At 37.5% G+C, this 15,239-nt stretch carries 10 protein-coding genes; 7 read left to right on the top strand and 3 right to left on the bottom strand.

The genetic code is table 11. The features are described 5' to 3' along the window. Nucleotides 1-127 precede the first annotated feature (127 nt). Entirely contained in the window at nt 128-1,099 is a 972-nt protein-coding gene (gene ispB, locus V5290_RS05595; RefSeq protein WP_333382714.1) for an octaprenyl diphosphate synthase, read from the bottom strand. A gap of 576 nt (nt 1,100-1,675) precedes the next feature. Between ispB and rplU the strand changes: the two genes are divergently transcribed. The 5 genes from rplU (at nt 1,676) to V5290_RS05570 (ending at nt 6,110) form a co-directional block, all read left to right on the top strand. Continuing rightward, nucleotides 1,676-1,987, top strand: a complete 312-nt coding sequence (gene rplU / locus V5290_RS05590) for a 50S ribosomal protein L21 (protein ID WP_113818175.1) — start codon at nt 1,676-1,678, stop codon at nt 1,985-1,987. A 16-nt stretch (nt 1,988-2,003) separates the two neighbouring features. Next, nucleotides 2,004-2,261, top strand: coding sequence for a 50S ribosomal protein L27 (rpmA, locus tag V5290_RS05585; RefSeq protein WP_113818176.1), 258 nt, complete (start codon nt 2,004-2,006; stop codon nt 2,259-2,261). Between the two features lie 153 nt (nt 2,262-2,414). After that, nucleotides 2,415-3,584 carry an Obg family GTPase CgtA gene (gene cgtA / locus V5290_RS05580; protein WP_290040341.1) on the top strand — a complete coding sequence of 390 codons (1,170 nt, stop codon included), beginning with the start codon at nt 2,415-2,417 and terminating at the stop codon, nt 3,582-3,584. A 312-nt stretch (nt 3,585-3,896) separates the two neighbouring features. Continuing rightward, nucleotides 3,897-4,763 (top strand): mechanosensitive ion channel family protein, encoded by an 867-nt coding sequence (locus tag V5290_RS05575; protein ID WP_333382708.1) that lies wholly within the window; start codon nt 3,897-3,899, stop codon nt 4,761-4,763. A gap of 237 nt (nt 4,764-5,000) precedes the next feature. Then, the gene (locus V5290_RS05570) at nt 5,001-6,110 is read left to right on the top strand and encodes a mechanosensitive ion channel family protein (protein ID WP_333382706.1); all 1,110 of its coding nucleotides are present in this window, start codon (nt 5,001-5,003) and stop codon (nt 6,108-6,110) included. A gap of 108 nt (nt 6,111-6,218) precedes the next feature. Here the strand turns inward: V5290_RS05570 and barA are convergent, their stop codons facing one another. Next, complete coding sequence (gene barA, locus V5290_RS05565) at nt 6,219-9,002, bottom strand: two-component sensor histidine kinase BarA (protein WP_333382704.1); 2,784 nt, start codon at nt 9,000-9,002, stop codon at nt 6,219-6,221. Between the two features lie 115 nt (nt 9,003-9,117). On the opposite strand from barA, the gene rlmD reads away from it, so the two are divergent. Further along, nucleotides 9,118-10,455, top strand: a complete 1,338-nt coding sequence (gene rlmD, locus V5290_RS05560) for a 23S rRNA (uracil(1939)-C(5))-methyltransferase RlmD (RefSeq protein ID WP_333382702.1) — start codon at nt 9,118-9,120, stop codon at nt 10,453-10,455. Between the two features lie 240 nt (nt 10,456-10,695). After that, complete coding sequence (gene relA / locus V5290_RS05555; protein WP_333382700.1) at nt 10,696-12,909, top strand: GTP diphosphokinase; 2,214 nt, start codon at nt 10,696-10,698, stop codon at nt 12,907-12,909. Between the two features lie 42 nt (nt 12,910-12,951). On the opposite strand, the gene priA is transcribed toward relA, so the two are convergent. Continuing rightward, complete coding sequence (priA, locus tag V5290_RS05550) at nt 12,952-15,186, bottom strand: primosomal protein N' (protein WP_333382699.1); 2,235 nt, start codon at nt 15,184-15,186, stop codon at nt 12,952-12,954. Between the last annotated feature and the right edge of the window lie 53 nt (nt 15,187-15,239).

Below are 15,239 nucleotides of genomic sequence, written 5' to 3'. Positions count from 1 at the left end.
TTTCTTACGCAAAATTTAGATCGCTTATTTAATATAATTGGGATTAGTGTTTTTATGTGGAAGTAGGCGTGCTAAAAAGGGGCGATATGCCCCTTTTATTATGTAATTTAGATAATAAACGTAATAACTAACTTTTTCGATTCGCTGCGATATGAGCAAGGCTTATTAGTGCTTGTTTATAGTCACTGTCAGGTATTATTGAAATTGCTTTAATTGCTTTGTCAGCTTCTTCCATTGCACGTGCTGTTGTATATTCTAATGCTTTGGTATCTTTCAGCGCTTGCATGATTGTGTCAAAGTTTTCAATACCGTTACCTTTTTCAATGGCTTCTCTGATCAAACTAGTTTGTGCTTCATTACCATGTTGCATTGCATATAGAAGAGGAAGGGTTGGTTTTCCTTCTGCAAGGTCATCCCCAGTATTTTTACCCATTTCTTTAGCATCAGAGGCATAATCCATTACATCGTCTGTCAGTTGAAATGCGGTGCCTAGATATTTACCGTAATTTAATAATGCATTTTCAATATCATTTGATTGTTTGCCTAGGACTGCTACTAGTTGCGTTGCAGCCTCAAATAACTTGGCCGTTTTGAAATAGATAACGTCCATATATACTTTTTCAGTAGTATCTGGGTTATTACAGTTCATTAACTGCAGTACTTCGCCTTCTGCAATGACGTTGGTCGCACTAGCAAGTACTTTCATTACTTTTAGGTTTTCTAGTTCAGTCATCATTTCGAAAGAACGACTATAAAGAAAGTCACCTACCAATACACTGGCTGCATTACCAAACAGAGCATTTGCCGTTTTCTCACCACGACGCAGTTCTGATTCATCAACAACATCATCATGCAGCAACGTAGCAGTATGAATAAATTCAATGATGGCAGCCAGTTTTGTTGTCTCTGGGGAATGTACCTCTAAGGCTTGTGCAGCTAATACAGTTATCAAAGGGCGAATACGTTTACCACCGCTATTGATGATGTAAAAACCAAGTTGATTAATTAATGCAACATCAGAGCTCAATTGCTCAGTAATCAATTGATTAACTTGAGTCATGTCAGTAGAAGAAAGCTGCTGAATTTGTTTAATATCCATGCCAAAAAAGTCCCATTGGAAATAGTGCGTGTATTATTCCCGTTTCTGCGTGATATCTCAACACCATAGGGGGATTTACAGACCCTTAATCATCATTTAATAATCAACTATGAAGTTAAGCCGTTTTTAGTTGATTATTACGATTTTATTTTGCTGCTTTTTAATACTTTTTTTGTTGTTTTTTAGGATTATTGTGAATTATAAAGTTTATCTATTTACTTTATTGTCTAACTTTGACTGTTTAGACTCTAGTTTATTAGTAGGAGTCAGCTGCTACTTTTACATATAATACCTAATTATAAGTTTGTTATAATCTACGTAGAAAGCTCTTTGAAATACCTACTTTATATTTCAATTGCTTCATTTTGTAAGGAATTGTCTGCTGATTTTTAGCCACTTTTACCAAGATTTTCTCGGTGAGCAAAAAACTACAATATAATTGCAATATTTTACCTAAAAGCCATTGCCAAATTGACAATCTCTCTGTAGAATCCGCGTCCATTGTGATTAATTAGTGCGCTCTCGATGTTCTGTTTGAAATAAAACAACACGAGATGCCTGAACGGAGTAAGAAACATGTACGCTGTTATCCAGAGTGGTGGCAAGCAACACCGTGTTGCTGTTGAACAAACTCTTCGTTTGGAAAAACTTGATGTTGAAGCTGGTGCAACTGTAGAATTTGATAAAGTTCTATTAGTAGCAAGTGCTGAAGACGTTAAAGTTGGTGTTCCATACGTTGAAGGTAGTAAAGTTACTGCAGAAGTAGTAACTCACGGTCGTGGTAAAAAAGTTAAAATCGTTAAGTTCCGCCGTCGTAAACATTCTCGTAAGCAAGCTGGTCACCGCCAGTGGTTTACTGAAATTAAAATTACTGCGATTAACGCTTAATTAGGAGTTATTAAAAATGGCACATAAAAAAGCTGGTGGTAGTACTAATAACGGTCGTGATTCAGAAAGTAAACGCTTAGGTGTTAAACGTTTTGGTGGCGAATCTGTTTTAGCTGGTAACATTTTAGTTCGTCAACGTGGTACTAAATTCCACGCTGGTCTAAATGTTGGCCTAGGTAAAGACCACACACTATTCGCTAAAGCGACTGGTACTGTTAAATTCGAAAAGAAAGGTAAGCCTGTTCGTTCATTCGTGAGCATCGTAGCTGAATAATTTATTTCGAAGCAAATTTTAAAAAGCCTCGCAAATGCGAGGTTTTTTTTTGTCTATCTATTTCTATTGAAAATAAGAAATGTGATCTATGATCAATAGAAATAGGTATAATCGTCGCTCTATAAGTAGCGGCTATGTTTTTTGGAGGTTGTAATGAAGTTTGTTGATGAAGCAAGAATTAAAGTTGACGCTGGAGACGGCGGTAACGGCGTAGTCGGCTTTCGTACTGAAAAATATATTCCTCGTGGTGGCCCTAATGGTGGCGACGGCGGTGATGGTGGCGATGTTTATCTAGAAGCTGATGAAAATTTAAATACTTTAATAGATTTCCGTTTTGTTCGTTTTTATAGCGCTGAGCGTGGTGAAAATGGTCAAGTATCAGACTGTACCGGTTCTCGTGGTAAAGATAAGATCATTAAAGTACCAGTTGGTACACGTTGTCGTGATGATGATACTGGTGAAATTGTTGGTGATTTGACTAAAAATGGTCAAAAGCTGATGGTTGCAAAGGGCGGTTTCCATGGTTTAGGTAATGCACGTTTTAAAACGTCAACTAACCGAGCGCCTCGTCAAAAGACTGAAGGTACACCAGGTGAAGTACGTAACTTATTATTAGAGTTACTATTACTAGCTGACGTTGGTATGTTAGGGCTACCTAATGCTGGTAAATCAACGTTTATCCGTAGTGTGTCAGCTGCTAAACCTAAAGTTGCAGATTACCCATTTACTACCTTAATTCCTAATCTAGGTGTAGTAAGTATGGGACATGGTAATAGCTTTGTTATTGCTGATATTCCTGGTCTAATTGAAGGTGCTTCTGATGGTGCTGGCTTGGGTACTCGTTTCCTACGTCATTTAGAACGTTGTCGTGTATTGCTGCATATGATTGATCTTCTGCCTGCTGATGGAAGTGATCCTGCTGAGAATGCACTGGTTATTTTAGATGAGTTGAAAAAACACAGTCCAAAATTAGCGCAAAAGCCACGTTGGTTAATTTTCAATAAAACAGACTTGTTGTTAGAAGATGAAGCCGAAGAAGTGATGCAACGTGTTAAAGATGCTTTAGAGTGGGATGGTCCAGTTTATAAAGTTGCCGCTATTTCTAAAACAGGTACTACTGAGCTATGTAAAGAGCTAGTTGCTTACATTGAAGAGTTACCAGTTGAAACAACACCTGAAGAAGAACGCCAACAGGTTGAGTTCCAATGGGATGACTACCATAAATCAGCTATTGATGCTGTTGAAGGTGCAGTTCGTATTGATGACGAAGATGATTGGGATGATGAAGACGAAATGATGGAAGTTATTTACGTCAGAGACTAATAAATTCATTTTCTTCGTGAATATTAAAAAACCGCTTAGAGTAATCTAAGCGGTTTTTTTGTTTTCAGCTTATAAGTCCCTCTTAAATTTACATAGAAAATGAGATTTGCTTTGGTCGTAAACTTGTACTATTTGAAATTGACGTTTGTTATGTCTTCAAATATTAATTATTTAATAATGGGGATGTAATCAATAAATTGTTTTAATTTACGAAATAAAGTTGTCAATTAATACGATTGGTATTAATAATACGCTGGTTTTTATCTTGCTATAAAATAGCTTATTTTTGTTTAATCCTAGTTGGGAGTTACCATGTCTTCTGTTGAGCCTTTCATGTCAGAAAAAAGTAATGCCGTGGCAAATATGTTGATGCCATTGATTGAATGGGTTCAACAACACCAGACATTCATCTGGGAATCCATTATGCAACTGGTAATAGGTGTATTAATTATCTCAGTTGGTATTACATTAGCTCGCCTATTCACTCATTTACTGAACAAAACGTTAGTTAAAAAATCAATTGAACCAACGATTCGTGATTTTATCTGTTTAATTTTCCGCTATGCATTAATCATCATCAGTATAATTGCTGGACTGACACAGATAGGCGTACAAACGGCTTCTTTAATTGCTATTTTGGGTGCTGCCAGTTTAGCTATTGGTTTAGCGTTAAAAGGTGCACTATCTAATTTTGCAGCTGGTATTTTGTTGATCGCATTGCGGCCCTTTAAATTAGGCGATTTTATTGAGGCGGCTGGTACATCTGGAACAGTAGAGTCGATTCAAGTTTTTAATTGTATTTTAAAAGCTGGAGACAATAGATATATTGTTGTACCGAATCGTAGTATTTTAAAAAGTAATATTGTGAACGTTTCTCGTAAACCTCAACGTCGAATTGATTTGGTTATACGCGTAAATTATAAGAGTGATTTAAAAGAGGTTAAAGCCTTATTAGAGAAGGTTGTATTAGCCAATGAAAAAGTACTAGATACGCCTAAATTACAAATAGCAGTATCTGAGTTAGCTGCCTCTAGTGTTAATTTAGTCGTTCGTCCTTGGGTTAAATCATCAGATTATTGGTCGGTACGTTTTGCATTAACGGAAGCAATTAAAGTGGCCTTCGATGAAGCTAATATTAACATTCCTTATTCTCAACTACAGGTTCACTGCAAATCCTAAGCAGAGTTTTTAGAGTTAGGGAATAAGAGCTAGTGAAGGTCACATGTTCTTAATCGTCTCTTTTTTGAAACTTAATCTACTGATTTATGTCATTATTGATAGCGATTGATAGTGAAGGGAGTATTTTGTAACGTGATGTTATTTATATGATCATCTATCGACATCGTAAATATATTAATGTTGTTCACAGGTATTAAGTGAGCGGTATTAAGTCTATTTTTTATTTTGAGGGTTTTTATGCTTGATAAAGTTGAACTGTACATCAGTGATTGGTTAACCACATTAAATATTGAAAGTTGGGTTATCAATTTTTCATTATTATTGTGTCTCACTATTTTAATACAATTAGTTTGGCGTTATTTCGCTAAAAAAATGGAAGATGCCATTTCAAAAACCTCAAATAATTGGGATGATATTGTCTTCTTCGCTATCAATAAGCCTATTAATTGGTTAATAGTATTAATGGGGACGTCTACTTCGCTACGAGTTGTTGCAGAAAGTGAAGAGCTAGGTATTTCTGACTACTTACCATTGGCGCAAAAAGTAGCTGCTTTATTTTTAATTGGTTGGGTATTTTGGCGCTTAGTCTATAAAGCTGAAGAAACTTTTATTGCTGATGAAAAAAAAGATACTACTACCGTTACAGCCTTATCTAAACTAGCTAAATTATCTATTTTAACCTTTGTTACTTTATCAATCGTTCAAACACTTGGGGTAAGTATTTCTGGTGTGTTAGCGTTTGGTGGTATGGGGGGATTAATCGTCGGTATGGCGGCGAAAGATTTACTCTCTAACTTATTTGGTGCTGCCATGGTTTATATGGATAAACCTTTCAAAGTAGGGGATTGGATCCGTAGTCCTGATAAGTCTATTGAAGGTACTGTTGAAGAGATTGGTTGGCGTGTGACACGTATTAGAACCTTTGATAAACGCCCGTTATATGTGCCAAATAGTTTATTCACACATATCGTCGTGGAAAACCCTTCTAGAATGAGCAATAGACGTATCAAAGAGAACTTTGGGCTACGTTATAAAGATATTACTCAGGTAGAGGCGATCATTAAGTCTGTGCGCACTATGTTGCAAGAGCATAACGACATAGATCAATCGCAAACTTTGATTGTAAATTTTGATGTGTTCAACAACTCGTCACTCGATTTCTTTATTTATACTTTCACTAAAACAACAAATTGGATTTTATTCCATGAAGTAAAACAAGATGTGTTATTGAAAGTGGCTAAAATTGTAACTGAGCATGGCGCTGAATTTGCGTTTCCAACGCGACAGCTACATTTAGACCGTGAAGACCACCAACGTTTATTAGAAAGTGCTGACAGCGTTAAATAATATCTAACTCACTTATCGCAGATTTAGTTCAAGTCTGCGATAAGTATTTATTATTTGTGGCAATTACGCTTAACAATCAAAATAAGGCGACTACGAATGTAATTGCTATTAGCCTAAGTAACTTTGTGCAGCCTTCTCCACATTATCTAGCTCGTCTAATAACTCTAATAATTCAGGCTCCAAATGGTCTGGCCTAATGTTTCTTTTTAACTCTTTTTCTATTAAATTCGCAATGCTTTTTAATTGTGGTACACCGCTATAGCTGCATCCACCATGGAATTTATGGATAGCTTGTGCAAATGCTTCGTTATCTACATCATTATCAACAGCGCTATTTACGAGTTTACGAATAGCATCAAACTCATCTAATAACATCGTTAGCATTTCTTTGGCTAAATCTTCTTTACCTGCTGATTGTTGTAAAGCTAAATCCCAGTCAAATGACTTTTTTACTGCGACTGCGCTAGCGGCAATTTGTGGTGTAATATTTTCTATATTAGTTTGTTGAATCGTTTCAATAACCTCTGCATTGGGCACCCATTTATTGATAATTGCTTGCAGTGCTAATTCATCGATTGGTTTAGCTAAACAGTCATCCATGCCTTTTTGCAGGAACTTTTCTTTTTCACCAGGCAATACATGTGCTGTTACGGCAATAATTGGCGATTTTTGATTTAACGAGTCTTTTTTGATTTTGGCACAAGCACTGATGCCATCTAATACCGGCATTTGTATATCCATAAAGATAATATCAAAAGGCGTAGTCTTAGCGTGATCTACCGCTTCCTGTCCATTTTTACAGGTCGTTACATGTTGAACTCGGTCTCCTAGCATAGCGGAGATGAGTTTCAAATTGGCTCGATTATCATCAACGGCCATTACATTGATTTTTTTACGCTCTAAAGGTGTGGTGATTTGTATTCTTGCCGGCACTGTTTCATTTGATACTAATGCATTGGCGAAGTTTTTATGATTAATAGGTTTACCTAAGCAATGGGTTACCCCTGTTTTCATGACTATATCGAAGGTGCTTGGATCACTACAGTTGATTAATACGATGATATTATCTGTATATTGCTTAGCTTGTTCAATTGCAGTTAATAACGGACTGATATCTAAATTATTACTATGGCCGATTACGATACTGTCATAGTTTTTGTTGAGTGATTGCTGCCATTGCTCTTGATTATCAATAATCGTTGCGTTAGTTTGCCACTCTTCTAATAATTCTGCACAAGCTCGAACAGCATAAGCATTACTTTCATATGCTAATACCGAACGCTCAGCTAATCTCTCTAGTGGCAGTGATCTTAATGGAGTACGGCTACTTTTTTCAATAACGATAGTAAACCAGAAAGTTGAACCTGCATTAGGTGTTGAAGTTAAATCAATAACACCTTTCATTTGGCGTACCAGTTTTTGAGTAATAACTAAACCTAAACCAGTACCACCATATTGACGTGTAATACTACTATCTGCCTGACCAAAGGCTTTGAAGAGTTGCTCTTGTTGATCTTTAGAAATACCAATACCGGTATCTGAAATAGTAAATTTCAGTTTAATGCATTTGTCGGTATCATTTTCTGGTTCTGTTCTTTCTATTTTTACTTCTATATTGCCTTTTTCAGTAAACTTCACTGCGTTACCGATTAAGTTGGTTAGAATTTGTTGTAAACGCATCGCGTCGCCGATCAACTCTTGAGGAACGTCAGGTGCGACGATCATACTTAATTCAATATTTTTCTCATGTGCACTCTGAGCCAATAAATGCATGGTTTCATCAACACTGTCTCTGATATCAAACGGGATATATTCAAGGTCTAGCTTACCTGCTTCAAGTTTAGAGAAATCTAAAATGTCATTAATGATATTAAGTAAGTTACCTGCTGAACGTTCGATAGTTTGTAGGTAGTCTACTTGGTTATTAGTCATCTTAGTTTTCAGTAATTGTCTGGCGAAACCGATCACTCCATTCAAAGGTGTGCGTAACTCATGACTCATATTGGCTAAGAATTCAGATTTAACAGAAGCTGCTTGTTGTGCTTCTTTACGGGTAATATCCAGTTCGATATTTTGAACTTCCATTTGATCTAGGGTTTCACGTAGTTCACTGGTTGCTAAATCAATACTATCTTGCATCTCTTCGTGGTGCTTGGACATCGCCAAGGCCATTTCATTAATACCATGTTGTAATAAACCAATTTCACCGGTGTACTCACCTTCAACACGCGAATTAAGTCGCCCTAAACTGATTTTTTCAACAACGGATGCCATATCGGAAATAGGCGCTGTTATTCGCTTAGCTTGTTTAAAGGCAAGATATAAGCTGCCTAAAATACCCAGCAATACGACCAACAAAGAGATTGCGGCATCTCGATATAATAACAACTCCACTTGATCCTTGTTGATTTCTAAAGCCACATAACCAACCACTTTACGGGGTTGATCAAAAGTCAGTTGGTATTCTAAATAATTAGTTTCATCGATAATTGGGCTATGGATGACAATACTATCCCCGGTATAGCTGATTTGTGGTAAATCAGGAATAGGTTGGTTGTTATCTAATCGTAATTTTTGGTAATCACGGTGGTAATTACTAATTACAAATAAGTCATTGTCGGCAGTAAAAATAGCGATACTTTTGATCATTGGGCTATTTTTTCGATGAGTCGTACCAATTAAACGACGTAAAATAGTGCGTGTTTCATCTTGCATTCCATATTCACTGGCAATGGATAGTGCATCTGCAATATTTAGTGCGCGGTCTATTAAGAATTCATCAGCTTGTTGGAAGCGATGAAATGAAAAGTATCCTGCTAATATTCCGCCAATAAGAACGGTTGGTAAAACGGTATAAGCAATAACTTGTGCGCGTAGGCCATATTTAGTCATAAGGTAAAATCTAATTTAAATGGAGTAATGAATGCTTGTATTTTTTGTGTGACAATAGCGTTCCGATAAACGTAACCGCTATCATGGCATAGCTTACTTCACCTGTGAAATATTTATGGCCCAGTTCTTCAAAGCATCACGCACAAATAAGCAAAATAATAGAATAATTAAACATTGTCAGGTTGATAAACTTGATCATCAAGGAAGAGGCATGCTTTTCCACCAAAATAAGCCCATGTTTGTAGAAGGGGGATTAATAGGTGAAATTCTTGATGTATGTATTGATGAAGATAAAAAACGCTATAAAAAAGCCAGTATTGTAAAAATACAAAAAGCGAGTGAGTTACGTATAAAGCCAACCTGCCAACATTATCAAGAGTGTGGTGGTTGCCACTTACAACATATCGAACAAAGCAGTCAGGTCAACGTTAAACAACAGGGTTTAATCGACTTATTTGAACGTTTTGCAAAACATAAGCCAGAACAATTAGCTCCCACTATCAGCTCATCGCCATGGGAGTATCGTCGTTGCGCACGATTTGGTGTGATTTACGATAAAAAAAGTAAAAAAGTGCAGATGGGGTTTCGTCGTTCAGGCAGCAGTGAATTAATTAACCAACAAGCTTGTCCTGTGTTGAAGCCTGCTTTAGCTGAATTGATTGTGCCAATTAAAATACTGCTCAATGAGTTACAAGGGAAGATGTCATTGGGGCATATCGAAATGGTAGAGGCAGATAATACAGTGGCAGTATTATTACGCCATTTAAAGCCGCTTTCCGCAAAAGATAAACAACTGATCATCGATTTTTCAACATCTCATGATATTCAATTCTACGCACAAAGCAGCCCGACTGAGGTTCAATGTTTAACTAATGATAGTCGGTTACGTTATTCGTTAACGCAACAAGACTGTCATTATGATTTTAATATTAATGATTTTTTACAAGTGAACGCAGAAGTAAATGAGAAAATGGTAGTACAAGCCATTGATTGGTTAGCGTTAACAGCAAGTGATCGCGTATTAGACCTATTTTGTGGTTTAGGTAACTTTAGCTTACCTATTGCTAAATTAACTGAGCAGGTGGTGGCGGTTGAAGGCGTTCAAAAAATGGTGGACCGCGGTACTGATAATGCATTACAAGCTGGTTTAAGTAATGTGCATTTTTATCAAGCAGATTTAAGTGACTTAAATTCCTTACAAGCAGACTGGGCACAAGGCAGCTACCAAAAAGTATTATTAGATCCGGCTCGTGCAGGAGCTGCAGAGTGTATGAGCTTTATTATTAATAAGCAGCCAACACATATCGTATATGTCTCTTGTGATCCTGTGACACTGGCTCGTGATAGTGAGCAATTATTGAATGGCGGTTACCAGCTGAGTAAACTTGGTTTAATTGATATGTTTCCACAAACCGCTCACATGGAGTCAATGGCGTTGTTTACTAAAGTGTAAGATTGTAAATCTAAGCTTTGTTAAGAATAAGCAGGCTATCACTTTATAACTTGGCAATTTTAAGTATTATTAGTTTTTAATCAGGTGATTTTAAATTCACAATATGAATAGAGAGTGGCTAGTTTCCCACGGTAAAAGAATAAAGCAGTTGTTAAAGCTACGCTATGACTCAGAACAGTAATGTATAGCGCAGTGGCTCTTTTTTTAACTTTTATATTAAGCTCATTTTTGGAGTGTTAGATGGTTTCAGTTCGTGATACACATTTTTACCAAAGTGCATTAAACGACCCAGATAAGTGGGTGACAACATTTGGTTTAAGTAAACAAGATCAAAATAATCTATTTGAGAATTACAATAAAGTAAGTGGGTTATGTGATTCGGAGCAACAAGTTGCAGCATTGCAATTAGGCTGTGAAATGGTAGAGATCCTAGTAACATTAAATATGGATATGGATACTCTCAATGCAGCATTAATTTTTCCACTATTAGCGCAAGAAGTACTAAGCACAGAGAAAGTTGACGAGTTATGGCCAAAGCGTATCGCGAAGTTAGCAAAAGGCGCGATGGAAATGGAAGGTATTCGTGCTCTGCAAAGTCGAGGCAGTAAAAAAGGAGCAGAGTCTCAGGTTGATAACTTGCGCCATATGCTATTGGCTATGGTTGAAGATGTGCGAGCAGTGGTTATCAAGCTTGCTGAAAGAATATGCTATTTGCGCCAGGTTAAAATTGCTGACGAAGAAACTAAAGTAAAACTAGCACATGAAATATCTACTATTTATGCACCATTGGCGAATCGTTTAGGCATCGGCCAATTAAAATGGGAACTAGAAGATCTCTCTTTCCGTTACCTCCAAGCCGAAACCTACAAAAATATTGCAAAGCAATTAGATGAAAAGCGTATTGATCGTGAAAATTACATTCAAGACTTTGTTGAAACTGTAAAAACCTCTCTTAAAGAGATGAGTATTGAAGGGACGGCTTATGGTCGACCTAAGCATATCTATAGCATCTACCGTAAGATGCAAAATAAAGACCTTAAATTTGATGAACTGTATGATGTGCGTGCAGTGCGCGTGGTCGTTGAAAAATTACAGGACTGTTATGCTGCGTTAGGTGCAATTCATACTAAATGGCATCACATCCCTCGTGAGTTCGACGATTATATTGCTAACCCTAAACCTAATGGTTACCAATCAATTCATACGGTTGTTTTAGGTGATAGTGGTAAACCTGTTGAAGTACAAATTCGTACACAGCAGATGCATGAAGACTCTGAGCTTGGTGTGGCTGCACACTGGAAATATAAAGAGGGCAGTGCTGGTGGTAAGGCTGCAAGTAATTATGAAGAGAAGATAGCTTGGTTACGTAAACTACTTGCTTGGCAAGAGGATATGAGTGAAGGCGATGACTTAGTAGAAGAGATCCGCAGCCAGGTATTCGATGACCGTGTTTACGTATTTACACCTAAAGGTGAAGTGATAGACATGCCGGCTGGTTCAACGCCGTTAGACTTTGCTTATTATATCCATAGTCAAATTGGTCACCGTTGTATTGGTGCAAAAGTCGCGGATCATATTGTGCCTTTTACCTATCAATTAAAAACCGGTGATCAAATTGAAATACTAACTCAGAAAGAGCCTAATCCAAGTCGTGATTGGTTAAATCCACAAATGGGTTATATCAATGCACCACGCGCAAGACATAAAGTTGCAACTTGGTTTAGAAAACAAGATCGTGATAAGAACATTATTGCAGGACGTGAACTATTAGAAATCGAGTTAGCCAAAGTAGAACTGAAACTCACCGATGTAACGCCAGCGATTACCCGTTTTAATGTGGGGACGGCTGAAGATATCTATGCAGGCATAGGCAATGGTGACTTACGTATTAATCAGTTAGTCCATTTTCTAGATGGCTTCTATCATAAACAAACGCTGGAACAACAAGATGCTGCGGCTTTATTAGAGTTACAAAACCGTAAAGTCCAAGCTGCTCCTAAAAATACCGGTAAAGACATCATTATTGATGGTGTGGTTGACTTGATGCATCATATTGCACGTTGTTGTCAGCCAGTGCCGGGTGAGAATATTGTTGGCTATATTACACAAGGGCGTGGTATCTCTATTCATCGTCAAAATTGTGAACAATTAGCTGATTTAGAAGATGCACATCCAGAGCGTATTATTAGCGCTAACTGGGGGGATTCTCAGTCTTCTGGTTACGCATTAACCTTACGTTTAATTGCCGATGATCGAAATGGTTTGTTAAAAGATATCACTACCTTGTTATCTAATGAGAAGGTCAACTTGTTAGGCGTGAATAGCCAAACAAATACCAAAACCCTAACGGCAACTATTGACCTGTCTCTGGAAGTCGATAGTAATAAAGAGATTAAAAAGCTGTTAGCTAAGCTAAAACAGTTAAAAGATGTGTCTGACGCACATCGACTCTAAATGTAGTGATGATCACCTGAGTCATTGGGTCAGGTGATTTTTCTAGATGAAATCGATAGGGTCAACATCAATCGACCAACGCACCTTTCTTCCTTCAGGCATCTTATCAAAATGCGCTAATGCAGTATTGAGCATTTTAGTCACTAACACTCTTTGTTCGCTTTGTATTAGCAGCTGGAAACGGTATTTACCCGCTCGTCGCTCCATGGACGCCGGTATCGGACCTAAAATAAGAATGCGTTCGCTGACCTTATTGTTATCGGCGATCTGATTCAAAGTCTGTTTACATAGCTTGAGGAAGTTTTCTGCTTGCGTTGCATTTAACGCTTCTGCTCTTATTAAAGCTTGGTAAGAGAAGGGCGGAAGTTGAGCCAAACGTCTTTCGGTTAAAGCACTACGAGAAAAATCTGCATAACCGTTATTAACTAGCTCTTGCAATAAATTATGCTCTGGATGAAAGGTTTGTAGAACCACTTGCCCTTTTTTTTCAGCTCGTCCTGCTCGACCGGCAACTTGAGTAAATAATTGCCCTAAACGTTCACTGGCTCTGAAGTCGTTACTAAATAAAGCTCCGTCAACATCGACTAGTGCGACAAGTGTGACATCCGGAAAGTGATGACCTTTTGCTAACATTTGTGTGCCTAATAATATTTTATATTTACCGCTATTAATGTCATTTAAATAATTATTAAAACTGTCTTTCTTTCTGGTGTTATCGCGGTCAATTCTTACTGTTGGGTGATCTGGAAAAAGTTGTTGTAATGTCTCCTCAAGCTGCTCTGTACCAACACCTGTAGAGTTTAAGTTAGTTGAGCCACAATCATGGCATTGCTCTGGCACTGGATGCGTGGCTGTACAGTGATGGCAATGTAGGTAGTTGGCACTTTTATGATAAGTGTAAAAAGCATCACAACGTTGACATTTAGCTAACCAACCACACTCATGGCACATTAATACTGGAGCGTAGCCTCTACGATTAAGGAATAAAATCACCTGATTGTTTTTCGCTAAGTGTTGCTGCATTAAAGTAATAAGCTGCGGGGATAGCCCTGATTTAAGTGGCAAACCAGCTAAATTAATCAAATCGTTTTTAGGTGGTCTTGCATTCCCTGGGCGATGGGTCAGTTGAAGATGATGATAGCGCCCCATTAATGCATTATTTAATGATTCAAATGCGGGTGTTGCTGAACCTAATAAAATTGGAATATTTAATTGTGAAGCACGTTTAATGGCAAAATCTCTAGCGTGGTAGCGGAAACTATCTTGTTGCTTGAAGGAAGCATCATGCTCCTCATCTAAAATGATCACACCTAAGTTTTTAAAGTCACTAAAAATAGCACTGCGCGTACCAATAATAATTGCAGCAGAGCCTTGTTGAGCATGTAACCATGTTTCTAACTGTTGTTGTTCGTTTAGTGCTGAATGCTTTAAGTAAATAGGTACATCAAAACGTGCTTGAAAGCGTTTTATGGTTTGCGGGGTTAAGCCTATTTCAGGCACAACAACTAATGCTTGTTGTCCCTCAGCTAATACGGCTTTTAGTATATTTAAATATACTTCAGTTTTACCGCTGCCAGTAATCCCTTCCAACAGGTAGCATTTAAAATGATTTAATTGTTGTGTCACGCTGGTGACTGCTAATGCTTGTTCGGTGCTAAGTTGTGGTGTTTCTTCTATAGTTTGCGTTGTTTCTGCCCAAGTTAGGTTGGTACTTGGTAATTGTTGATAACTACGAATGTAATGTTTTTCTTGTAGGCTATTAAGTGTGGTACGGCTAACACCTCGTTGTTTTAGCGTTTCGTATGGTAAATCTTGTTTAACTAATAAATCGAATGCTGCTAGTTGTTTTTTCGCTCTGCTTAAAGGCGCAGTATCCATTTGTTTATCAATGCATTGCCAATATTCTTTACTGTTGAAAGTAGCTGGCTTGCCTTTTCGTAATAAAGTGGGAATAGCTTGCTGGAATACATCGCCAAAAGGGTGTTGATAATAGACACTTGCCCAATTTAATAATTGATAAAGCGAATCACTTAATAATGGCTGGTGGTCGAGGAGATCATTTATTGCTTTTAATTTATCTATCGCATAATCCGATGTTTCCGGTAAGCCTGTTATTACTCCTACTTGTTTGCGGTAACCTCCACCAAAAGGCACTATGACACGTCTTCCAATTAAAGAGTGTTGATTTTCTGATATTAGGTGCGCTGGTAAAAGGTAATCAAATTGTTTATGCAATGGAACAGCAAGCGCTACTCGACAGATTAATTCTTTAGCCATAAAAAGAGTTACACATATAGATAGAGTGAATAAAGTAGCTATTGTAACCTGTT

Origin of the sequence: Psychromonas arctica, assembly GCF_036697365.1 — a bacterium.
Classification (GTDB): domain Bacteria; phylum Pseudomonadota; class Gammaproteobacteria; order Enterobacterales; family Psychromonadaceae; genus Psychromonas; species Psychromonas arctica_A.
Note: the sequence above shows the minus strand (reverse complement) of the source record. Positions and strands in the feature narration are given on the sequence as shown.